General features: G+C 63.9%; 19 protein-coding genes. 12 read left to right on the top strand and 7 right to left on the bottom strand.

Annotated elements, in window-relative coordinates:
- The 3 genes from JJ959_RS06220 to JJ959_RS06210 form a co-directional block, all read left to right on the top strand.
- On the top strand, positions 1-471 hold a 471-nt coding region (locus JJ959_RS06220), incomplete at its 5' end, for a TOBE domain-containing protein (protein ID WP_292880938.1).
- Position 472: 1 nt separating this feature from the next.
- Entirely contained in the window at positions 473-1,369 is an 897-nt protein-coding gene (locus tag JJ959_RS06215; RefSeq protein WP_292880936.1) for an ABC transporter permease subunit, read from the top strand.
- Positions 1,366-2,175 (top strand): ABC transporter permease subunit, encoded by an 810-nt coding sequence (locus JJ959_RS06210; protein ID WP_292880934.1) that lies wholly within the window; start codon positions 1,366-1,368, stop codon positions 2,173-2,175. The genes JJ959_RS06215 and JJ959_RS06210 overlap by 4 nt, the downstream gene beginning before the upstream one ends.
- Positions 2,176-2,233: 58 nt before the next feature.
- Here JJ959_RS06210 and JJ959_RS06205 read toward each other — a convergent pair whose 3' ends face one another.
- The 7 genes from JJ959_RS06205 to betI form a co-directional block, all read right to left on the bottom strand.
- A complete protein-coding gene (locus JJ959_RS06205) occupies positions 2,234-4,087 on the bottom strand; it encodes an HD domain-containing phosphohydrolase (RefSeq protein WP_292880932.1) in 1,854 nt (617 codons plus the stop codon).
- Positions 4,088-4,183: 96 nt separating this feature from the next.
- Complete coding sequence (locus JJ959_RS06200) at positions 4,184-5,830, bottom strand: benzoate-CoA ligase family protein (protein WP_292880930.1); 1,647 nt, start codon at positions 5,828-5,830, stop codon at positions 4,184-4,186.
- On the bottom strand, positions 5,827-6,972 hold the full coding sequence (locus JJ959_RS06195) for an FAD-dependent monooxygenase (protein WP_292880927.1): 1,146 nt from the start codon (positions 6,970-6,972) through the stop codon (positions 5,827-5,829). Before JJ959_RS06195 ends, JJ959_RS06200 begins: the two co-directional genes overlap by 4 nt.
- Positions 6,973-7,039: 67 nt before the next feature.
- Positions 7,040-8,503 carry a betaine-aldehyde dehydrogenase gene (gene betB, locus JJ959_RS06190; RefSeq protein ID WP_292880924.1) on the bottom strand — a complete coding sequence of 488 codons (1,464 nt, stop codon included), beginning with the start codon at positions 8,501-8,503 and terminating at the stop codon, positions 7,040-7,042.
- Between the two features lie 28 nt (positions 8,504-8,531).
- Positions 8,532-10,181, bottom strand: a complete 1,650-nt coding sequence (gene betA / locus JJ959_RS06185) for a choline dehydrogenase (RefSeq protein WP_292880922.1) — start codon at positions 10,179-10,181, stop codon at positions 8,532-8,534.
- A 4-nt stretch (positions 10,182-10,185) separates the two neighbouring features.
- Entirely contained in the window at positions 10,186-11,703 is a 1,518-nt protein-coding gene (gene betC / locus JJ959_RS06180; protein ID WP_292880919.1) for a choline-sulfatase, read from the bottom strand.
- On the bottom strand, positions 11,700-12,290 hold the full coding sequence (betI, locus tag JJ959_RS06175; RefSeq protein WP_292880916.1) for a transcriptional regulator BetI: 591 nt from the start codon (positions 12,288-12,290) through the stop codon (positions 11,700-11,702). Before betI ends, betC begins: the two co-directional genes overlap by 4 nt.
- A 130-nt stretch (positions 12,291-12,420) precedes the next feature.
- Here betI and JJ959_RS06170 point away from each other — a divergent pair, with 130 nt between their 5' ends.
- From JJ959_RS06170 to JJ959_RS06130, 9 genes are all read left to right on the top strand, one after another.
- Positions 12,421-13,362 carry a choline ABC transporter substrate-binding protein gene (locus JJ959_RS06170; RefSeq protein ID WP_292880914.1) on the top strand — a complete coding sequence of 314 codons (942 nt, stop codon included), beginning with the start codon at positions 12,421-12,423 and terminating at the stop codon, positions 13,360-13,362.
- Between the two features lie 84 nt (positions 13,363-13,446).
- On the top strand, positions 13,447-14,289 hold the full coding sequence (choW, locus tag JJ959_RS06165) for a choline ABC transporter permease subunit (RefSeq protein WP_292880911.1): 843 nt from the start codon (positions 13,447-13,449) through the stop codon (positions 14,287-14,289).
- Positions 14,286-15,323 (top strand): choline ABC transporter ATP-binding protein, encoded by a 1,038-nt coding sequence (choV, locus tag JJ959_RS06160; RefSeq protein WP_292880907.1) that lies wholly within the window; start codon positions 14,286-14,288, stop codon positions 15,321-15,323. Before choW ends, choV begins: the two co-directional genes overlap by 4 nt.
- A gap of 41 nt (positions 15,324-15,364) precedes the next feature.
- Entirely contained in the window at positions 15,365-16,597 is a 1,233-nt protein-coding gene (locus JJ959_RS06155) for an FAD-dependent oxidoreductase (protein WP_292880904.1), read from the top strand.
- Between the two features lie 262 nt (positions 16,598-16,859).
- The gene (locus tag JJ959_RS06150) at positions 16,860-17,546 is read left to right on the top strand and encodes a GntR family transcriptional regulator (RefSeq protein WP_193179740.1); all 687 of its coding nucleotides are present in this window, start codon (positions 16,860-16,862) and stop codon (positions 17,544-17,546) included.
- A 60-nt stretch (positions 17,547-17,606) separates the two neighbouring features.
- Positions 17,607-19,331: a thiamine pyrophosphate-binding protein gene (locus JJ959_RS06145; RefSeq protein ID WP_292880899.1), complete on the top strand. Its 1,725-nt coding sequence runs from the start codon at positions 17,607-17,609 to the stop codon at positions 19,329-19,331.
- Positions 19,332-19,401: 70 nt separating this feature from the next.
- Positions 19,402-20,643 carry a formyl-CoA transferase gene (frc, locus tag JJ959_RS06140; protein WP_292880897.1) on the top strand — a complete coding sequence of 414 codons (1,242 nt, stop codon included), beginning with the start codon at positions 19,402-19,404 and terminating at the stop codon, positions 20,641-20,643.
- A 93-nt stretch (positions 20,644-20,736) separates the two neighbouring features.
- Entirely contained in the window at positions 20,737-21,762 is a 1,026-nt protein-coding gene (locus JJ959_RS06135) for a 2-dehydropantoate 2-reductase (RefSeq protein WP_292880895.1), read from the top strand.
- A 16-nt stretch (positions 21,763-21,778) separates the two neighbouring features.
- Positions 21,779-22,786: an NAD(P)H-quinone oxidoreductase gene (locus tag JJ959_RS06130; RefSeq protein ID WP_292880893.1), complete on the top strand. Its 1,008-nt coding sequence runs from the start codon at positions 21,779-21,781 to the stop codon at positions 22,784-22,786.
- Positions 22,787-22,788: the final 2 nt, after the last annotated feature.

Below are 22,788 nucleotides of genomic sequence, written 5' to 3'. Positions count from 1 at the left end.
TACGAGATCTGGTGCGCGCTGCTCAACGGCGCGACCACGGTCGTCGTCGGGCGCGAGGCGGCCTACGAGGCCGAGGTCCTCGGCAATATCTCGCTCTTCGACGGACAGGTGACGGCGGTGCGTGACGGTATCGCGGAACTGGCGGTGGACGGACTGGAGACATCCCTCTTCGCCGTTGCCGGAGAGGCGCGGGAAGGTATGCGCGGTACGGTCGGCGTCCGTCCGGAGAAGGTCCGGATCGCGCGCGAGGGATCGGCCCCGCTGACGCTGGTGAACCGGCTGAGGGGGACGGTCGAGGGACTGGCCTATCTCGGCGACGTGACCTCCTACCGGGTGCGGACACAGCAGGGCCACCTGGTCGAGATCACCCGCGCCAACAGCGAGACCGGAGCGGCGCGGGAAGTCGACTGGGACGACCGGGTCGAGATCTGGTTCGAGCCCGGCAATGCCTTGCTGCTGGGGGCCGACTGACATGGCCGCCCGACGCAGGCCGTTCTGGCTTTCCGGCAGGGGAGCCGTGGCGGGGATCCCTTATCTCTGGCTCTTCGTCTTCTTCCTCGTGCCGTTCGCCATCGTCTTCCGGATTTCGCTGTCCGAGCCGGTGCTGGCGCAGCCGCCTTATTCGCCGCTCTTCAATGCGGACGGGAGCTTCGCCGGATCGCTCTTCAACTACGAGCTTCTGTTCGATGACGCGCTCTACAGGGCAGGCTATTTCAACTCGCTCATGGTCGCAGGCATCTCGACCTTCATCACATTGCTGATCGGCTACCCGATGGCCTATGCCATCGCCCGGGCGACCCCGACGGTGCGCAACCTGCTGCTGATGGCGGTGATGCTGCCGTTCTGGAGTTCCTTCCTGCTCCGGGTCTATGCCCTGAAGACACTGATGGCGGATACCGGCCTCGTGAACGCCCTGCTGCTCGGTATCGGGGTGATCGACACGCCGATCCGCATGCTGCAGACCGATTTCGCGCTCTATGTCGGCATCTCCTACACCTATCTGCCCTTCATGATCCTGCCGCTCTACGCGACGCTCGAACGGCTCGACTGGTCGCTCGTGGAGGCGGCGGAGGATCTCGGCTGCCGGCCCTGGAAGGCATTTCTGCTGGTCACGCTGCCGCTCTCGGTGCCCGGCATCATCGCCGGCGCCATGCTGGTCTTCATCCCGGCGACCGGCGAGTTCGTGATCCCGAACCTGCTTGGCGCCTCCGACACGCTGATGGTCGGGCGGATGCTCTGGGACACCTTCTTCAACGAGCGCGACTGGACCCTGGCCTCCGCCCTGGCGGTCGTCCTGCTGCTCCTTCTGGTGGTGCCGATCATGCTCTTCCAGGTCGTCGAGAACCGCCGCCAGGGAGCCGAGGCATGAGCCGGACCGGAAGCCGCGTGGCGCTCTACAGCGTGGTGGTCGGCGGGTTCGCCTTCCTCTACCTGCCGCTGATCGTGCTCGTGGTGTTCAGCTTCAATGCGTCCAAGCTGGTCAGCGTCTGGGGTGGCTGGTCGGTCGAGTGGTATGCGGAACTGTTCCGCAACGAGCAGGTACTGTCGGCGGCCTGGCTCTCGATCAAGATCGCCATCATCAACGCGACCGGCGCGACCCTGCTCGGGACCATGGCCGGGCTCGCGCTGTCGCGTTTCGGGCGTTTCGGCGGACGGCTGCTCTTCACCGGCCTGATCGCCGCGCCGCTCGTCATGCCGGACGTCATCATCGGCATCAGCCTGCTGCTCACCTTCGTCTCGATGGAGCAGCTGATCGGCTGGCCGGTCGGGCGCGGGGTGGACACGATCCTGATCGCCCATATCACCTTCTCGACCGCTTATGTCGCGGTGGTGGTGCAGTCCCGGGCGAGCGGCCTCGATCGCTCGATCGAGGAAGCCGCGCTCGATCTCGGCGCCCGGCCCTTTACCGCTTTCCTGCTCGTCACCCTGCCGATGCTGGCCCCGGCGCTCGCCTCGGGATGGCTGCTCGCCTTCACCCTCTCGCTCGACGATCTGGTGATCGCCAGTTTCACCTCGGGCCCGGGTTCCTCGACCCTGCCGATGGTGATCTTCTCCAAGGTCAGGCTCGGTGTGTCGCCGGACATCAACGCGCTCGCCACCCTGCTGATCGGCTCGGTCGCGCTCTTCGCGGGACTGGCGACATGGATGCAGATCAGGCGGATGAACCGGACCTGAGCAGGGTTCGACGGTGGAGAGCGTTCCTACGCCGGTCCATCACTGCAATGAGGAACGGTTAATTGGTGTCGAAACCAAACGCTTGAGCTCTTGCGCTCAAGATGCGCATCACCGCATCGACAACCAATTCATCGTATTGCTTCCCGCGGCCGCGCAGGATCTCATCAAGGACGACCTGCCAGGGGATTCTCTTTCTATACGGTCGATCCGTACCCATTGACTCGACCACATCGGCGACGGCAACGATCTTCGCCTCGAGGGCGATCTGATCTCCCTTCAGGCCTTGCGGGTAACCCGATCCGTCTATGCGTTCGTGATGCTGATGAACGATCTTCTCGACGGGCCAGCCAAAATCTATGTTTTTGACAATGTCGTAGCCGATCTCTGCATGTCTTTTGATCAAAGCAATTTCCGTTGCATCTAGTTTCCCCGGTTTGCTCAGGATTTCGGTCGGCACACCAATCTTGCCGATGTCATGAATCCAGGCACCGATCCGGACGCCTTCCAACCGGTCTTCGTGAAGGCCGAGTTCCTTTCCGATGGCAATGGCCAGCTCTGCAACCCTCTGCTGGTGGCCGGCTGTATAGGGATCGCGTTTCTCAACGACGGTTGCGAGAGCGGCTGTGACGCCCATGACGGCTTTCTGGAGACGGTTTCCGATCTCCAATCGCGCTCTTTCGGACTGGCCGAACTGAAACGCCATGTCGGCGGAACCAACCATGACCTTCAGGACCTTGGCGATCATTTCGTAGGTCTCCAGGTCTTCCCCGGAAAATTGCTGCGGCGAATTTCCGCTTATGTTCAAGACGTACTTCTGGTCATCCGTCGTGGTGATCGGGATGGCAATAGCAGACCGAATTCCGTATTTGCGGAGCTGGTCTCTATGTGGTGCTGCCGCTTCATCCAATTGAACATCTCGGAAGAGGGCGGGTTTGCCGGTCTTGATGCATGTTCCCGTCGGTCCGAGCCCGTAAGGGCTGTCGTCCCATCGAAAGGTTGCTGTTCGAACGAACTCGGAGGACTGCCCGGCCCAGGCGAATGGCTGAATGCTTTTCGCTTCATCGTCCATTGCCTTGCCCACCCATGCGACAGGGCAGTCATCCGATCCGGCAATGCCCTGAACGAGCATTTTCAGACATTCTTCATTGGGGCGACCGGAGGACATCGCGTCGTAGGCGATGACGAGGATACTCAGGGCCCTGTTCTTTCGCTCAAGGGCGAGTTGAGCACGCTTCAACCTGTCTATGCTGTGGTATGAGCCTTCCATGATCTCGACAGAACCATCTTCGCTCCGTGACGCGGCGTGCCCCTTGATCTCTATCCAGTGCCAGTCTCCGTTGACGGTCTTGAACCTTTGCTCAAGTAACCAGTCGTCTTCCGGGTTATTGCTGACCGAGTCCATCAGGTCGGATACCTTCGGCCAGTCGTCCGGATGAACAACGGATTTCCAGGCGTCCAAGTTTGTTATTGTTTCAGCGGAGTCCCAGCCGAGCTCAGCATCGCCGCCCGATGTCACGACGATCTTGTCCCGGTCCAGATTCCACTGCCAAAGACCGTCACGAGACGCGTCGATAGCGCTGCGCAAGCGCTTTGCAAGCGAGAGTTCCCTTTTCTGAGCGGACTTGAGGATCCAGAAGAGGACGGCGGCGGTCACGAGAACAAAGGCGATGCCCTTGAACGATTGAACCTGATGCGCCGCTCCGCCGGAAAATACGAAATCGACAAGGGTGTCCGAAGTCAGGATCCAGATGGTCGCAGCGACGCAATAAATCGATGCAATCCTGAGCGCGATGTCTTGATGCCCTGATAGGTGGAGGTGTTCCGAGTCGGAAGCTGTCTGCAGAGAGGCAGAATTGCTGAAACCGTTTATGTCGGATTGAGGATTTGTGCGTGTCCTGTTGGTGCCAAACATTGCCGAAACACCTCTCCGAAATTGTCCTGCATCAAAAAAATACTAACATACGGGTCGGACTGTCTGCGCGGTCAAGGTCTGGTTTGGCATGTTTTTCTAGTATGGGTTTTTAACGCTCTCCATTTCGACGCGGGTTCTCTTCAGCAGCGTCTGGCGGTCGATCTTTCCGGTTCCTGTCTTCGGCAATTCGTCGAAATAGAGGAAGTCCCGCGGTGCCTTGTGCGGGAGCAGCGTCTCGCGCACGTAACTCTTGAGCCGTTGGGTCAGCGCGTCGTCCGGTTTGATCCCTTTGGAGGGCGTCACATAGGCGCGGAGAATGGTCCGGCGGTCCGGCAGTTCGACGGCGGCGACGCAGCACTCGACGATCTCCGGATGCTCGTTCAGGCAGAGTTCGACCTCCAGCGGATAGACCCACTGGCCGCTGACCTTCACCAGATCGTCGATCCGTCCGAGGAAGAAATAGAACCCGTCCGCGTCAGAGCGGAACCGGTCGCCGGTATAGATCCAGCCGTCGCGCATGGTCTCGGCGGTCTTGTCGGGGCGGTTCCAGTAGCAGGGCGCGTTGGAATCGCCGCGTACCGACAGGACCCCGTCTTCGCCGGCTGCGACGGGCTTTCCTTCCGGGTCGATCAGACGGGCGGCATAGCCCGGCACGATCTTGCCGGCCGAGCCGATCTTCTTCTCCGTCTCCGTATTCGAGAGATAGATGTGCAGCACCTCGGTCGAGCCGAGTCCCTCCATGATCTCGTGCCCGAAACGTTTCTTCCAGGCGTCGAAGATCTCCTGCGAGAGGATCTCGGCGGCGGAGATGCAGGTGCGCACGGAGGAAAGATCCGCGCCGTCCGCAGACGGATCCTTGATCATCGCCGTGTAGAGCGTCGGCAGGCCGAAGAGCAGGGTCGGTTTGAAGCGGGCGATCATCCCGTAGACCGCCTCCGGGGTCGGGCGGCCGGAGAACAGCACCACGCTGCCGCCGGCATGGAACGGGAAGGTCACCGCATTGCCAAAACCGTAGGCGAAGAAGATCTTCGGAATGGAGAAGCAGATATCGTCCTCGCGGATCTTCAGCACATGACGCGCATAGCTCTCCGCCGTGTAGAGCGCGTCGTGCTGCAGATGCAGGATGCCCTTCGGGCGCCCGGTCGAGCCGGAGGAATACATCATGAAGGCTGGGTCGTCCCGGCCTGTATCGGCCACCTCCAGAGTGGCCGGTTGAGCGGCAAGCCAGTCCGCGCCGCTCAAAGCGCCAGGGAGGGCTGAGGGGCCGTCGCCGTTGACAGAAATCGCCGTCAGCGAGGCCAGGAGTTCCGGAGAGAAAGCGCCCGCAATCTCGGCGAAAGCCTCGTCGAACACCAGCACGCGCGCGCCCGCGTCCTCGGCATAGAAAGAGACCAGATCGGCGGTCGAGAGCGTATTGACCAGGATCGGCACCAGTCCGGCCCGGATCGCGCCCATGATCGCGGCCGGATAGGCGGGCGTGTCCGCCATCAGAAGCAGCACCCGGTCGCCGCGCATGAGACCGAGGGACAGGAGGCCGTTGCCGAAGCGGCAGGCCTGCTCCGCCAACTCACTGTAGGTGCGTGTGCCGAGGTCGGAGAATACGGCGATCTTGTCGCCGCGTCCCTGCGCCAGATTGTCGAACAGCAGGCTGGAGGCGTTGTAGCGCTCAGGGACGTTAAAGCCGATCTCCGCAGTCTCGGCCGCATCACGCGGGACCAGATCCCGGATCGCTTCGGCACTCATGCCCGAGCTCCCGCGCGCTTGTTCCAATCGGTGCTGTAGGTCTCGAAGAATTTCGGGGCGAGGCGCTTCAGGCGCTCGTCGTCGATGCGGCCGCTGCGCTGGATGTAGGAATAGGCGAAATCGGCCGGTTTGAGTTTCATATGCTCGGCGAAATTCTCGTACCAGGCCGCGCTCGTATTGGCTGCGGTGACGAGCTTGTCGGTGATCGGCTTGCGCGCGGCCTGGTAGGCGGCGAGCGCGGCCGGAATGTCCGTGGGCGTCTCGATGAGGGCTTTCGAAAGCGCGAGCGCGTCCTCCATCGCCAGCCGCGTGCCGGAGCCGATGCTGAAATGGGCGGTATGGACCGCATCTCCGATCAGCACCCTGTTGCCGCTGTACCAGTTCCGGCAGGAGAGTTTCGGGAACTGGCGCCAGTACGACTTGTTGCTGATCAGCCTGTGGCCGTCCAGCACGTCGGCGAAGACCTCCTCGCAATAGGCGCGGGTCGCATCCTCGTCCATTCCGGCGAAACCGGCGGCGTTCCAGGTTGCGGCATCGGTCTCGACGATGAAGGTGCTGAGGTCCGGCGCGTAGCGATAATGATGCGCGTTGAACGGTCCGTCGGCGGAGCGGCGGAAGGACTGGGTCAGGGTTTCGTAAGGACGCTCCGTCCCGTACCAGATGAAGCGGTTTTCCAGCAGCGGCATCTCCGCCCCGAAATCGGCGCCGTCGCCGCGCACCAGCGAGTTCAGCCCGTCCGCGCCGACGATCAGGTCGGCGTCCTCCAGGTCCGAGAGATCGCTCAGTTCCGTCCCGAATTGCGGTGCGACGCCTACGCTCTCTGCTCGCTTCGTCAGGAGCTGGATCAGTTCCAGGCGGCCGATCGCCGCGAACCCGACGCCGTCGATTACGATCCGTTCGCCTTCGAGATCGAGGGCGAGATCGCGCCAGGTCTCCATCGCCGGGAGGATCGCGTCATGGGTCTCGGGATCGTCCGCCGCCATGAAGGCGAGCGCGGTGTCGGAAAAGACGACGCCGAAGCCGAAGGTGGCGCCTTCCGGATTGCGCTCGTAGAGCCGGATCTCGGTCTCAGGCCTCCGCCGCTTCATCAGGTACGAGAAATAGAGCCCGGCAGGCCCGCCGCCGACAACCGCGATGCGCATTCAAGTTTCCCCCTTATTCGTGGGGGCATATTCACGGCACCGCCTTGGCAACGCAACCGTTGGCCGATCAGTAAGGGCTCTCGACGTCCCCCATCTCGACATAGACGCTCTTCAGCTGGGTGTAATGCTCGATTGCGGCGCGGGCGTTCTCGCGGCCGATGCCGGATTTTTTCATCCCGCCGAAGGGCATCTCGATGGGGGTCAGGTTGTAGGCGTTGATCCAGCAGGTGCCTGCTTCGAGCGCGGCGACGACCCGATGGCCGCGCTGGATGTCCTTCGTGAAGACGCCGGCGGCGAGACCGAACTCGGTCGCATTGGCACGGGCGACAACTTCCTCTTCTGAGTCGAAGTCGAGCACGCACATAACCGGGCCGAAGATCTCCTCGCGGGCGATGGTCATGCTGTCCTTCACGTCGGCGAAGACGGTCGGGGCGACGAACCAGCCGTCCTTGAAGGAGGGAACGGTCGCGGCATCGCCGCCGATGATCACGCGGGCGCCTTCCTCGCGGCCCCTCGCGATATAACCGAGCACCTTCTCGAACTGAGCCTTTGAGACGAGGGGGCCGAGATGGGTTGCTTCGTCCATCGGATCGCCGAGCCGGATCTTCGCCGTGCGTTCGCGCAGACGCTCGAGGAACTTCTGCTTGATGGACTTCTGCACGAAGACGCGGGTGCCGTTGGAGCAGATCTGGCCGCTCGAATAGAAATTGCCGATCATGGCGCCGGAGATCGCGTTCTCGATATTCGCGTCCTCGAAGACGACCAGCGGCGACTTGCCGCCAAGCTCGAGGGTGACCTGCTTCAGCCCTTCCGCCGCCGCCGCCATGACCCGTGTGCCGGTCGGCACCGAGCCTGTGACCGAGACCTTGGCGACGCCCGGATGGGCGACGAGTGCGGCGCCGACATCGCCGAAGCCCTGCACGACGTTGAAGACGCCGTCTGGCAGCCCTGCCTCCTTGTAGATCTCGGCAAGCTTAAGAGCGGTCAGCGGCGTGGTTTCCGACGGCTTGAAGATCATCGCGTTGCCGCAGGCGAGCGCCGGGGCCGATTTCCAGCAGGCGATCTGGATCGGGTAGTTCCAGGCCCCGATGCCGACGCAGACGCCGAGCGGTTCCCGTTTCGTGTAGGCGAAGGAGCCGCCGAGATCTGTGAACTCGCCATGAATGTCGGCCGCGATCCCGCCGAAATACTCGAGGCAGTCCGCGCCGGAGGCGGCGTCAGCGACCAGAGTCTCCTGCAGCGGCTTGCCGGTATCGAGCGTCTCCAGCTCCGACAGCTCGCGGTTGCGCGCGCGGAGGATCTCCGCCGCCCGCCGCAGCACCCGGCCGCGTTCCGCCCCGCTCAGCGCCGCCCATTCCTTCTGCGCCTCGCGGGCCGCGGCGACCGCCTTGTCGATGGTCGAGCCGCTGGCGGCATGCATCTTGGCGATGACTTCGCCGGTCGCGGGGTAGAGGCTGTCGAAACCCTTGCCGCCGGGGCTCTCGATATAGGAGCCGGCGATGAAGTGGGAGGCTTTCGGTTGGGCGCGCATCTTTCGGTCCTCTTGGGTCGCGGGCGGCTCAGCGGTCTGACGTCTGCCAGCGCGGATTGATCCAGGGCTGCTTGTTCGACGGCGCAAGGGGCGCCTTGCCGAGAATATGGTCCGAGGCCTTCTCGCCGACCATGATCGACGGGCCGTTCAGATTGCCGTTCGGGATCCGCGGGAAGATCGAGCTGTCGGCGAGACGGAGACCCTCAACCCCGATCACCCGGTTCTCCGGATCGACCACTGCCATCGGGTCGTCCGCCGGGCCCATGCGGCAGGTACCGCAGGGATGGTAGGCGCTCTCGACCGCGTCGCGGATGAAATCGTCGAGCGCCTCGTCGCTGGCGACGTGGTCTCCTGGCGCGATCTCCCTGCCGCGGAACGGATCGAAGGCCTGCTGGCCGAAGATCTCGCGGGTGAGGCGGATACAGTGGCGGAAATCCGCCCAGTCGTCGGCGTGGCTCATGTAATTGAAGCGGATCGCCGGCGGGTCGAGCGGATCGGCGGAGCGCAGGGTGACGCTGCCGCGCGACTTCGAGCGCATCGGCCCGACATGGGCCTGGAAACCGTGGGACTTGGCCGGTGCCTTGCCGTCATAGCGGATCGCGACTGGCAGGAAATGGTACTGGATGTCCGGATATTCGACGCCGGGTTTCGAACGCAGGAAAGCTGCGCTTTCGAAATGGTTGGTCGCGCCGAGGCCGGACTTGAAGAGCAGCCATTCGAGCCCGATCAGGCCCTTGGAGAAGAGGTTCAGCTTCGAATAAAGGCTGATCGGCTGGGTGCATTCCTGCTGGATATAGAGCTCCAGGTGATCCTGCAGGTTGGCGCCGACGCCGGGCCGGTCCGCCAGCACCTCGATGCCGTGTCCGGCAAGCTCGACCGCGGGGCCGATGCCCGAAAGCTTCAGCAGTTTCGGCGAGTTGATCGAGGAGGCGGCGAGGATCACTTCGCGGTTTGCGGTGATCGTCTCCACGCTGCCGCCGCGGGAGATCTCGACGCCCGTCGCCCGCTTGCCGTCGAAGGTGACCTTCCGCGCGAGACCGTTCACCAGCGTCAGGTTGCTCCGTTTCAACGCCGGTTTCAGGTAGGCGTTGGCGGCTGACCAGCGGCGGCCTTGATGGACCGTCATCTCCATCGGCCCGAAGCCTTCCTGCTTCTCGCCGTTATAGTCCTCGGTCAGCTCGAAGCCCGCCTGCCTGCCCGCCTCGACGAAGGCGTGATAGAGCGGGTTCCGGCGCGGCCCGCGGCTGACATGCAGCGGCCCGTCGGTGCCGCGCCAGCCGTCCTGGCCGCCATGGCTCGTCTCCATGCGCTCGAAATAGGGCAGCACGTCCTTGTAGGCCCAGCCCCTCGCGCCCTGTTCCTCCCAATGGTCGAAATCGCGCGCGTGGCCGCGGACATAGACCATGCCGTTGATCGAGGAGGATCCGCCGATCACCTTGCCGCGCGGGCAGGCGAGGCGGCGGCCGCCCAGATGCGGTTCCGGCTCGCTCTGGTAGCCCCAGTCATAGCGGCTCATGTTCATCGGATAGGAGAGGGCCGCCGGCATCTGGATGAACGGGCCCATGTCCGTCCCGCCGAACTCGATGACGATGACGGAATGCTTGCCGTCCGCCGAAAGACGGTCCGCCATGACCGCGCCCGCCGAGCCCGACCCCACAATTACGAAATCTGCCTGCATTGCCTTACTCGCCGCGCGGGAAGCGCGCGTTCTCCTCGAGTACGTTGAGATCCATGTGATTGCGCATGTAGCGCTCGGAGGCTTTCTGCAGCGGCTGGAAGTCCCACGGATAGTAGGAGCCGTTGCGCAGCGCCTCGTAGACGACCCAGCGCCTTGCCTGGCTGTCCCTGACCTCGCGGTCGAACCTGTCCATGTCCCAGTGCGCCCGCATCTCGGCGGTGAAGTCGTTCAGCGTTTCCGCGTAAGCGGGGTCTTCCGCGAGGTTCACCAGCTCCTCGGGATCTTCTTCCAGATCGAAGAGCTGCGGCGGGTCGAGTTCGCAGTGGTTGAACTTGAACCTGCCATGGCGGATCGAGACCATCGGCGCGTAGGAGCCTTCGGCGGCGTATTCCATGTAAACAGGTGCCGTCCGCTCCTCGCCCCGGATCTGCGGGACGAGCGAATGGCCGTCGGTCCAGGGCGCGACATCGGAGAGATCGACGCCGGCGAGATCGGCCAGGGTCGGGGTCAGGTCGATGGTCGAGACAGGTTCGGTCACCGTACGGCCCTCGATGCCGGGGCCGGCGATCATCAGCGGCACGCGGGCGGAGCCCTCGTAGAAGCTCATCTTGAACCAGAGCCCCCGCTCGCCGAGCATGTCGCCATGGTCCGAGACGAAGACGATCATCGTGTCCTCGTCCATCCGGCAGCGCTTCAGCGTGTCGAGCAGGCCTGCGATCTTCTCGTCGAGATAGGAGATGTTGGAGAAATAGGCCCGGCGCGAGCGGCGTACATTCTCTACCGTAATGTCGAATTTGCGGTAGTCGTTCGCGAGATATAGCCGCTTGCTGTGCGGATCCTGGGCCTCGAAGGCCATTTCGGGAATCCGCGGTAGCAGCGCCGGGCAGTCTTCGTACAGATCCCAGAATTTCCGCCTGGCGACGTAGGGATCGTGTGGGTGGGTGAAGCTTACGGTGAGGCACCAGGGGCGCGCGTCGCCGCCGCGGGAGAGCTGGTAGAGCTTCTGTTCCGCGTTGAAGGCGACCTCGTCGTCATATTCCATCTGGTTGCTGATCTCGGCGACGCCGGCGCCGGTGACCGAGCCGAGATTGTGGTACCACCAGTCGATCCGCTCTCCCGGTTTTCTGTAGTCCGGGGTCCAGCCGAAATCGGCCGGATAGATGTCGGTGGTCAGGCGCTCCTCGAAACCGTGCAGCTGGTCCGGGCCGACGAAATGCATCTTGCCGGAGAGGCAGGTGTAGTAACCGGCGCGGCGCAGGTGATGCGCGTAGGTCGGGATGTCCGAGCTGAACTCGGCTGCGTTGTCGTAGACCCGGGTTCGCGAGGGCAGACGGCCGGACATGAAAGAGGCGCGGCCAGGGGCGCAGAGCGGGCTTGCGGTGTAGCTGTTGCGGAAGCGGACTGAGCGTTCGGCAAGCGCGCGCAATGCCGGTGCGTGCAGGAAATCGGCCGGCCCGTCCGGAAACAGGGTTCCGTTCAGCTGGTCGACCATCAGGATCAGGATGTTGGGCTTCCGCGTCATCGCGTTGCCCCGGCGGTCAGCTGGGCGTCGACATAGTCCTCTGTCAGCCGGATCGCCGCCTCGCGGTCGGGGTCGCTGTCCAGCAGGGCGTGGCGGAGATAGAGTCCGTCGATCATCGCCGCGGTACCTTCGGCGATCCGCTTCGCGCTTTCCCCGTCGGTGATCTGCCTGAGGGCATGGCAGAGATTGCTGCGCAGGCGCCTTGCATAGACCGAGAGCACGCGGCGCGCGGGACCGGAGCCCTGAGCTTTCACATAGAAGGTCAGCCAGGCGGAGATCGTCGCCGGGCGGAACTGGTCCGAGCCGAAGTTTGCCCGGATGATCCCGGTGATGCGTTCGCGCGGGGTCTCGGCCTCCTGCAGCGCCGCGACGATATCGCCGCCGAGCTCGCTCAGCAGATGCCGCATGGTGGCGAGGAGGAGCTGGTCCTTGCTGCCGAAATAGTGATGCGCGAGGGCGGTCGAGACGCCGGCCTCGCGGGCGATCTCGCCCATCGTCACGTCATAGGACCCGCGCGCGTGGATGGCCTCGATCGCGGCGTTGATCAGCGCTTTGCGGCGGATCGGTTCCATTCCGATTTTGGGCATGGGCGGCGGGTCCTTTCACGCCCGACCGTATTTTTGATTGACTGCTCAATCAATAAAAATCTTGCGCTGGATCAGCTATGGTGTTTGCCTAACCGGAACAAACGGGGGCTAAACAACAGGGAGCCGAAAAATGCTGAAATCCAGAATTGCGTTCGCTGCCGCGCTGGCTGCGGGACTGCTGTCCTCCGGCGCCGCGTTTGCCGACGATCATTGCTCGACCGTCCGTTTCTCCGATGTCGGCTGGACCGACATCACGGCGACGACGGCCGCGACCACCACCGTGCTCGAGGCGATGGGGTACAAGACCGACGTCAAGGTGCTGTCCGTCCCGGTGACCTATGCCTCGATGAAGAACAAGGATATCGATGTCTTCCTCGGCAACTGGATGCCGACGATGGAAGGCGATATCGCGAAATACCGCGACGAGGGCTCGGTAGACACCACCGGGGTCAATCTCTACGGCGCGAAATACACCCTCGCGGTGCCGAAATACGCCTATGACGCAGGTCTCAAGAGCTTCGCCGATATCGCCAAGTTCAAGGACAAGCTCGACGGCAAGATCTACGGCATCGAGCCAGGCAACGACGGCAACCGCCTGATCCTCGACATGATCGAGAAGGACGCCTTCGGACTGAAGGGCTTCGACGTGGTCGAATCCTCCGAGCAGGGCATGCTGGCGCAGGTCGCCCGTGCGGTGAAGAAAGAGGAACCGGTGGTCTTCCTCGGTTGGGAACCGCACCCGATGAACGCCAATTTCGAGATGGCCTATCTTTCCGGCGGCGATGACTATTTCGGCCCGGATCTCGGCGGTGCGACGGTCTATACCAACACCCGCGCCGGCTATGCCAAGGAATGCCCGAATGTCGGCCGGTTGCTCGACAACCTGATGTTCTCGCTCCGCATGGAAAACGAGATCATGGGCGCGATCCTGAATGACGGCGAAGAGCCGAAGGATGCGGCGAAGAAGTGGCTGAAGGCCAATGCCGGCATCCTCGACGCCTGGCTCTCCGGCGTCACCACGATCGACGGTCAGGCGGCCCTGCCGGCGGTCCGCAAGGCGCTCGGCCTCTAAGAACCTCGTAACTGCGGGAGGCGGTGTCTCTGCCGCCTCCTGTTTGCGTGCATCCGGAGCGATCGCACAGCGGAGGGGCGTTCCATGGAGTGGCTGACCGAAAACAAGCTGCCGGTGGGCAAAGCGGCGCAGAACGTCGTCGACTGGCTGACCGACCACGGCGCCTGGTTCTTCGATGGGCTCGCGGCCGGGCTCGAATTCATGATCGAGGCCATCCTCTGGGTGCTGCAGGCGCCGCATCCGCTGCTCGCGGTCGCCATTGCAACCGGGATCGCCTATGCCGTTCGCCGCAATTTCTGGTTCCCGCTGCTGGTGGCGGTGGGCCTGCTGCTGATCATCAACCAGGGCTATTGGGAAGAGACGACCGAGACGGTCGCCCTCGTGCTGGCCTCCTCTGTCGTCTGCATGGGCGTGGGCGTGCCGCTCGGGATTGCCGCGGCCAGGCGGCCCTGGCTCTTCTCAGCCATGCGTCCGGTGCTCGACCTGATGCAGACCATCCCGACCTTCGTCTATCTGATCCCGGCCCTGATCCTCTTCGGGCTCGGCATGGTGCCGGGGCTGATCGCGACGGTGATCTTCGCCATTCCCGCCCCGATCCGGCTGACCCATCTCGGCATTTCCTCCACGCCGAAGATGCTGCTCGAAGCGGGCGAGGCCTTCGGGGCGACCCGGACGCAGCTGCTCTGGAAGGTGGAACTGCCCTACGCCATGCCGCAGATCATGGCGGGGCTGACTCAGACCATCATGCTCTCGCTCTCCATGGTCGTTATCGCCGCGCTGGTCGGTGCCGACGGGCTCGGCGTGCCGACGCTGCGTGCCCTTAATCAGGTCAATATCGCCAAGGGCTTCGAGGTCGGGCTGGCGATCGTGCTGATCGCCATCATCCTCGACCGGATGTTCCGTGGCCGCGAAGGAGCAGGCAAATGAGCCGCCCGGCCGTCCGCTTCGACGCGGTGAACATCGTTTTCGGCGACAATCCCGAAACCGCTCTCCCACTGATGGACAGCGGCATGGAGCGGGCCGAGATCCAGGAGCAGACCGGCCAGATCCTCGGCGTGCACGATTGCAGCCTCACGGTCGAGCCGGGCGAGATCGTCGTCATCATGGGACTGTCCGGCTCCGGCAAGTCGACGTTGCTTCGGTCTGTGAACGGGCTCAATCCGGTGGTGCGCGGAGCCGTCTGGGTCGACGACGGCGAAGCCGAAATCGACGTCGCGACGGCAGACGAAGCGACGCTCCGCCGGCTGCGCACAAGCCGTGTCACGATGGTGTTCCAGAACTTCGCCCTGCTGCCCTGGCGCACGGTGGCGGAGAATGTCGGTCTCGGGCTTGAACTCGCCGGTGTGCCGAAGGCGGAACGGGACGAGCGCGTCTCGAAGCAGCTCTCCCTTGTCGGTCTCGGCGACTGGGCGGGCCGCAAGGTGCATGAACTTTCGGGCGGCATGCAGCAGCGCGTGGGGCTTGCCCGTGCCTTCGCAACGGAAGCCCCGATCCTGCTGATGGACGAACCTTTTTCCGCACTCGATCCGCTGATCAGGGCAAAACTTCAGGATGAGTTGCTCGACTTGCAATCGCAGTTGCAGCGCACGATCATCTTCGTCAGCCACGATCTCGACGAGGCGCTGAAACTCGGATCGAAGGTCGCGATCATGGAGGGCGGACGCATTGTCCAGTGCGGCACGCCGCAGCAGATCGTGCTCGAGCCGGCAAATGAATATGTCGCGGAATTCGTCTCCCATATGAACCCGCTCAATGTGCTGACAGCCTCTTCGGTGATGCGGCGCGTGGAAGAGGGCGGTTCCATCCCTGACGGCGCGGTGACCGCCGGCCCGGACACGCCGCTCGCCGATCTGATGCGCTCCCGCATCCGGACCTCCGAGCCGATCCGCGTTGTTGCGGACGGAAAGCTGGTCGGCGAGATCGGCGATGCTGAAATCTATTCCTCTCTGCTGAAGGAATAGGCTAGGACTCTGCACTATAGTTCATTGCAGGGAGGAAGCCCGTGACGGACAAGGGCATCGTGATCGTGGGCGCCAGCCATGGCGGTGTGCAGATGGCGGCCAGCCTGCGCGAGAAGGGCTACGAGGGTCCGCTCACCATGCTGACCAGCGAGCCGGATCTTCCCTACCAGAAGCCGCCGCTTTCCAAGGGCTATATCAAGGAACCGGACCCGAAGCCGACGATCCTGCGTCCGGAGAAATTCTACACCGACCGCAACATCGACCTGCGGCTGGGGACCGAGGCGACGGCGATCGACCGCGGCGCGGGATCGGTCACGCTCGCCGATGGCAGCAGCATCGCCTGTTCGAAGATCGTGCTCGCGGTCGGCTCCCGTCCGCGCCGGATCCCGGTGCCGAACGTCGACGCGCCGGGCGTGTTCGAGCTCAGGACCTATCACGACAGCCAGGAAATCAAGGCCGCCTTCGATGCCTCCGGCTCGGTTCTGGTGATCGGCGGCGGGTTCATCGGTCTGGAGATCGCGGCGACCGCCGCCCAGCTCGGCAAGAAGGTCACCGTTCTCGAAGCCGAAGGCCGGCTGATGGCGCGCGCGGTGTCGCCGACGGTGTCCGCGTATTTCTTCGGTTATCTGACTTCGCTCGGCGCCGATATCCGTCTGAATGCCCGCGTCGCCGGCGTGCGCGTTTCGGGCGGAAAGGCGTCCGGCGCGGATCTGGCGGACGGAACGGTGATCGAGGCCGATTGCGTGATTTCCGGGACCGGTGTGGTCCCCTGCACGGAACTCGCTGAAAGTGCGGGGCTGACGCTTGAGAACGGTATTGCGGTGAACGAGATCATGCTGAGTTCGGTGCCGGAGATCGCGGCGATCGGTGATTGCGCGAGCTACGTGCACTGGCAACTCGGCCGGCGGGTGCGGCTCGAATCCGTCCAGAATGCTGTCGACCAGGCGAAGACCGCGGCGGCGGCGTTGCTCGGCGAGGCTGCGCCTTACCATGAAGTGCCGTGGTTCTGGTCGGATCAGGCCGAGGCCAAGCTGCAGATTGCAGGCCTTTCGGACGGTTCGGAGGAGGCGGTGCTGCGCGGCAATCCGGAGAGCGGGTCTTTCTCGGCTTTCCTCTTCTCCGGCGGCAAGCTGCGCTGCGTCGAGTCGGTGAACAAGGCGGGCGACCACGCGCTGGCGCGGCGTCTGATTGCAATGGAGGCTGAGGTGACGCCAGAGCAGGCGGCAGATCCGGATTTCGATCTGCGCGGACTGGTGAAACGGGCGCGCGGCTGAGGTAATCCTCCGTCAATCGCCCATTTTCATTCGTCACCCCGGCGCAGGCCGGGACCAAGGGAGCGTGAAGCCTGTTCTTCGATCTTCTGGGCCCCGGCCTGCGCCGGGGTGACGGTTAAGCAGCAGTGAGAGCACTGCGACATTCGGAACCGTCCCGAGCCGCAATTTAGGTATTCCATGGCATAAAGTGTGTGGTATACCAGAACCCACGAGCCCGTTTTCGGGTGTATCCTCCGTGGGTCGAACGGCCGGGGAACTCTACATGAACGATACTTCCGCGTTGATGGTGACGCCCATCGCGGCCGAGGTCAGTCTCAAGGACAAGACCTATGCGGCCTTGAAGGACGGCATCGTCTCGATGAACATCTACGACCCCGATGCCAACCTCCGGCTCGACGAACGTCAGCTTTCCGAGCAGCTTGGTATCAGCCGCACGCCGCTCCGCGAGGCGCTCGCCCGCCTTGCCCAGGAAGGGCTTGTCGATATCCAGCCGCGGCGCGGCGTCTTCATCGTACGCAAGACCAAGGCCGAGATCATCGAGATGATCAAGGTCTGGGCGGCGCTGGAAGGCATGGCCGCGCGTCTTGCCTGCGACGTCGCCTCCGACAACGAGATCAAGCAGCTGCGCCGGATCTTCTCCGAGACGGAGAAAGGGCGGCTCGAGATCGACGAATATTCCAGCCGCAATATCGAGTTCCATCAGGCGATCCTGAAATTGGCCCATTCGCCGCTGATCGAGGAAATGATCGACAAGATCTTCCTCCATGTCCGCGCGATCCGAAACCGGACCATCGGCGAGCAGGACCGTATCGCCCGCTCGATGCAGGACCACATGCATATCGTCGAGGCGATCGAGGCACGCGACGCGGAAACCGCGGAACGGCTCGTCAGGGATCATGCGCTGGCGCTCGCCAAGCATGTCGCCAACAACGTGAACTATCTCGGATAACCAAAGATCAAGAGGCGGGCCGGGGAAACCGGCCGTCTATAATAAAAGGGAGCTACTAGAATGAGCGATACCGCCACCGATACCCTTAAAGAAAAAGATCGCTCCGGCGAGGTTGTTTCCGGCGGTCACCTGGTCGCCAAGGCCCTGAAGAACGAGGGCGTGGACACGATCTTCACGCTCTGCGGCGGGCACATCATCGATATCTATGACGGCTGCGTCGACGAGGGCATCCGCATCATCGACGTCCGGCACGAGCAGGTTGCGGCCCATGCCGCCGACGGCTACGCCCGGCAGACCGGCAAGCTCGGCTGTGTCGTCACCACGGCGGGCCCGGGCTGCACCAACGCCATCACCGGCGTCGCGACGGCCTTCCGCTCCGAGAGCCCGGTGCTGCATATCGGCGGCCAGGGCGCGCTGACCCAGCACAAGATGGGCTCGCTGCAGGATCTGCCGCATGTCGACATCATGGCGCCGATCACCAAGTTCTCCGCGGGCGTGCGCTCGACCGAACGGGCGGCGGACATGGTCTCCATGGCGGCGCGCGAATGTTTCGCCGGCGCCTATGGCCCGTCCTATCTCGAGATCCCGCGCGACGTGCTCGACCGCGAAGTGCCGATGTCCAGTGCCGTCATCCCGTCGCCGGGCAAGTACCGCGCCTCGGTGAAGTCGATCGGCGATCCTGCCGATATCGAGAAGCTGGCGGACCTGATCGTCAAGGCGGAGCGCCCGGCAATCCTCGTCGGCTCCCAGGTATGGATGAGCCGCGGCCACCAGGCGGCGATCGATCTGGTCAAGGACCTCAACATCGCCTGCTACATGAACGGCGCGGCCCGCGGCATCCTGCCCCAGACCGACAGCCACTATTTCAACCGGACCCGGAGCATGGCCTTCCAGAAGGCCGACCTGTTGCTCATCGTCGGTACCCCGTTCGACTTCCGCATGGGTTACGGCAAGCGCATCCGCTCCGACCTGACGCTGGTGCAGATCGACCAGGATTACCGCACGGTCGGCAAGAACCGGGACATCGATCTCGGCCTCGCCGGCGATCCGGGCGCGATCCTCTCCGCCGTGCATGCGGCGATCAAGGGCCGCGTCGACAACGGCTCCAAGGGCCGCGCCGGCTGGCTGAAAGAGCTGAAGGCGGCTGAAGAAACGGCGACCCAGAAGCTGATGCCGCTCTTCCTCTCCGACCAGTCCCCGATCCATCCCTACCGGGTGGCCTGGGAACTGAACGAGTTCCTGACCGAGAAGACGATCTATATCGGCGACGGCGGCGACGTGGTCACCATCTCCGCCCAGGCCGTAGCGCCGAAAGGCCCTGGCAACTGGATGGACCCGGGCGCGCTCGGCTCGCTCGGCGTCGGCACCGGTTTCGCCATCGCGGCCGGCCTCGCCAATCCGGAGAAGGAAGTGCTCTGCTACTACGGCGACGGTTCCTTCGGCATGACCGCCTTCGACATGGAGACGGCGAACCGCTTCGGCGTGCCCTACATCGCGGTGATCGGCAACAACTCCTCGATGAACCAGATCCGCTACGGCCAGATCGCCAAGTATGGCGAGCAGCGCGGCAATGTCGGCAACAAGCTCGGCGACATTCCGTTCTCCAAGTTCGCCGAGATGCTCGGCGGCCACGGCGAGGAAGTCCACGAGGCGGCGAACATCGCCCCGGCGCTGCAGCGCGCCCGCGAGGCGGTGAAGAGCACGGGCAAATCCGCCGTCGTCAATATCTGGGTCGATCCGAACGAATACGCTCCGGGTACCAAGAACCAGACCATGTACAAGTAAGCGGAAGGGCGCGCCGGTCTCCGGCGCGCCCTTTTTGCGTTCAATCCGCTAAGGGGGAAAGAGGAAGAAAATGAGCGAAGCGCTGAAAGGTGTCCGCATTCTGGACATGACCCATGTGCAGTCGGGGCCGACCTGCACGCAGCTTCTGGCCTGGTTCGGGGCCGACGTGATCAAGGTCGAGCGCCCGGGTGTCGGTGACATCACGCGCGGACAGCTTCGCGATCTGCCGGATGCCGACAGCCTCTATTTCACCATGCTGAACAGCAACAAGCGCAGCGTCACCCTCGACACCAAGAATGCGAAGGGCAAGGCGATCCTGACCCGCCTCATCGAAGAGTGCGATGTCATGGTCGAGAACTTCGCCCCCGGCGCGCTCGACCGCATGGGCTTCACCTGGGAACGGATCCAGGAGATCAATCCCCGGATCATCTATGCCAGCATCAAGGGCTTCGGTCCGGGTACCTATGAGGACTGCAAGGTCTACGAGAACGTCGCCCAGTGCACCGGCGGTTCCGCTTCGACGACCGGTTTCGACGACGGCCCGCCGATCGTCACCGGCGCGCAGATCGGCGACAGCGGCACCGGCCTGCATCTCGCGCTTGGGATCGTCACCGCGCTCTATCACCGGACCCATTCCGGCAAGGGCCAGCGCGTCGAATGCGCCATGCAGGACGGCGTGCTGAACCTCTGCCGCGTGAAGCTGCGCGACCAGCAGCGTCTGGAGCACGGGCCGCTGAAGGAATATCCGCAATACCCGAACGGCGAGTTCGGCGAAGCCGTGCCGCGGGCCGGCAACGCCTCCGGCGGCGGCCAGCCGGGCTGGGCCGTGCAGACCAAGGGCGGCGGACCGAACGATTACATCTACGTCATCATCCAGCCGCCGGGCTGGGCGCCGCTGATGAAGACCATCGGCCGCGAAGAGCTGATCGAGGATCCGGAATGGGCGACGCCTGAAGTCCGCCTGCCGAAGCTCGACCAGTGCTTCGCCATGATTGAGGAATGGACCAAGACCAAGAGCAAGTTCGAGGTCATGGAGATTCTGAACGCGCTCAACGTGCCGTGCGGGCCGATCCTCAGCATGAAGGAACTGGCCGAAGACCAGTCGCTGCGCGCGACGGGAACGGTGGTCGAAGTGCCGCACCCCACCCGTGGCAGCTATCTCACCGTCGGCAATCCGATTAAGCTGTCCGCGTCGCCGGCCAAGGTCGATCGTTCCCCGTTGCTGGGCGAACATACCGACGAGATCCTGGGATCCGTTCTCGGGATGTCGGCCGCGGAAATCGAAGCCGCCAAGGCTGAAGGTGCCGTTTAGAAAGCACTGGGCCTAAAGGGATAGTAGGGGCGGCGCCGGCTTTATCAGCCGGCGCCGTTTTCATAAGGAACGCATGCATAAGGATTTAGGGGCATGAAGGTTTGCATTTATGGCGCCGGCGCGATCGGCGGCTATCTCGGGGTGGAACTGGCGCAGGTCGAAGGCGTCGAGGTTTCGCTGATCGCGCGCGGCTCGCATCTGGCGGCGATCCGCGAGAACGGGCTAAAGCTCGAGATCGGCGAAGAGGAACATGTCGCCAAGGTGCGGGCGACGGACGATCCGACGGAACTCGGTCCGCAGGATTATGTGATCGTCGCGTTGAAGACGCATCAGGCCTGGGAGGTCGCGGACCAGATGGTGCCGCTGCTCGGCGACGAAACCGCCGTCGTCACCTGCCAGAACGGCGTTCCCTGGTGGTATTTCCACGGCGTCGACAATGCCTATCGCAATCTCCGTCTCAACACGGTCGACCCGGATGACCGGCAGTGGGATCTGATCGGCCCCGGGCGTGCGATCGGCTGCGTCGTCTATCCGGCGACCGAGATCACCGCGCCGGGCGTCATCAAGCACACCTACGGCAACAAGTTCGCCATCGGCGAGCCGGACGGTTCGATCTCCGAGCGCTGTCAGCGCCTGAGCGAAGTGCTGGAGAAGGCCGGCTTCAAGGCGCCGGTGCTGCCAAACATCCGCGACGAAATCTGGCTGAAGCTCTGGGGTAACCTCTGCTTCAATCCGATCAGCGCCCTGACCCGCGCGACGCTCGATGTGGTTGCGACTGATCCAGGCACCCGTGCACTCTCGCGCAACATGATGGAAGAGGCGCAGCGTATCGGCGCCCGGCTCGGCGTGCATTTCCGCGTCGATGTGGAACGCCGGATCAACGGCGCGGCCAAGGTCGGCGCGCACCGGACGTCGATGCTGCAGGACCTGGAGAAGGGCCGCCAGCTCGAGATCGACGCGCTGCTGACCGCGGTGCAGGAGATGGGCCGTCTTGTGGACCTGCAGACCCCGCACATCGACTCCGTGCTCGCACTCGTGCAACAACTGGGTCGTACGCAGGGTCTCTATCCGGTCTTCCCGGAAGAGGCCGGCAGCCCCGAATCCCTGGCCGTCGACTAACCCGGAGCCAAGAGACATGAGCAACGCCAGCCTTCCGGCGGAGATGAACGTCATCGAGATCAGCGAACCCGGAGGGCCGGAGGCGCTCGTCCCCGGCACCCGGCCGGTTCCCGAGGCGGCACCGGGCGAGGTGCTGGTCAAGGTCGCCTATGCCGGCGTGAATGGCCCGGACCTGGTGCAGCGGCGGGGTCACTACCCGCCGCCGAAAGGGGCCTCGGACCTGCTCGGGCTCGAGATCTCCGGCGAGGTGGTCGCGGTCGGTGCGGGCGTCGGCAACTGGAAGGTCGGCGACAGGCTCTGCGCGCTGACAAACGGCGGCGGCTATGCGGACTATTGCGCAGTCGATGCCCGGCACTGCCTGCCATTGCCGCACGGCTTCAGCCTGCTTGAGGCGGCGTCGGTGCCGGAGACCTACTTCACCGTCTGGTCGAACGTCTTCATGGGCGCGAAGCTCTCGCGCGGCGAGGTCTTCCTCGTGCATGGCGGCGCCGGCGGGCTCGGCACCACCTCGATCCAGCTCGCCAAGGCGATCGGCGCAACGGTGGTCGCGGTCGACAGCCCGGCAGAGCGCTGCGCGGTCTGCAAGGATCTCGGGGCGGATCTTACAATAGATTTCCGGACCGACGATTTCGTCGAGACCGTGCGCGGAGAATACAGGGGCGCCGACGTCATCCTCGATATCATCGGCGGCCCGAACATCGCCAAGAACATCAAGGCTTCGAAGCCGGACGGCCGGATCGTCCAGCTCGCCTTCAATGCGGGCTCCAAGGTCGAGATCGACCTGATGCCGGTGATGCTGAAGCGCCTGACCTATACCGGCTCGACGCTCCGGTCCCGCACGCCGGAGAACAAGGCGGAGATCCGCGACAGCCTGGCGCTCAACGTCTGGCCGATGTTCGAGGACGGCAAGCTGAAGCCGGTGGTGAACAGGACTTTCCCGCTGGCAGAGGCGGCCGCGGCCCAGGCCTTCATGGAAAGCGCCGGCCATATCGGTAAGATCATGCTGGAGGTCGGCGGCGGCTGACC

It is taken from the genome of Nisaea sp. (assembly GCF_017640745.1).
Taxonomy (GTDB): Bacteria; Pseudomonadota; Alphaproteobacteria; order Thalassobaculales; family Thalassobaculaceae; genus Nisaea.
The sequence above is the reverse complement of the archived record's forward strand: the minus strand, read 5'-3'. Positions and strand labels throughout refer to the sequence as shown.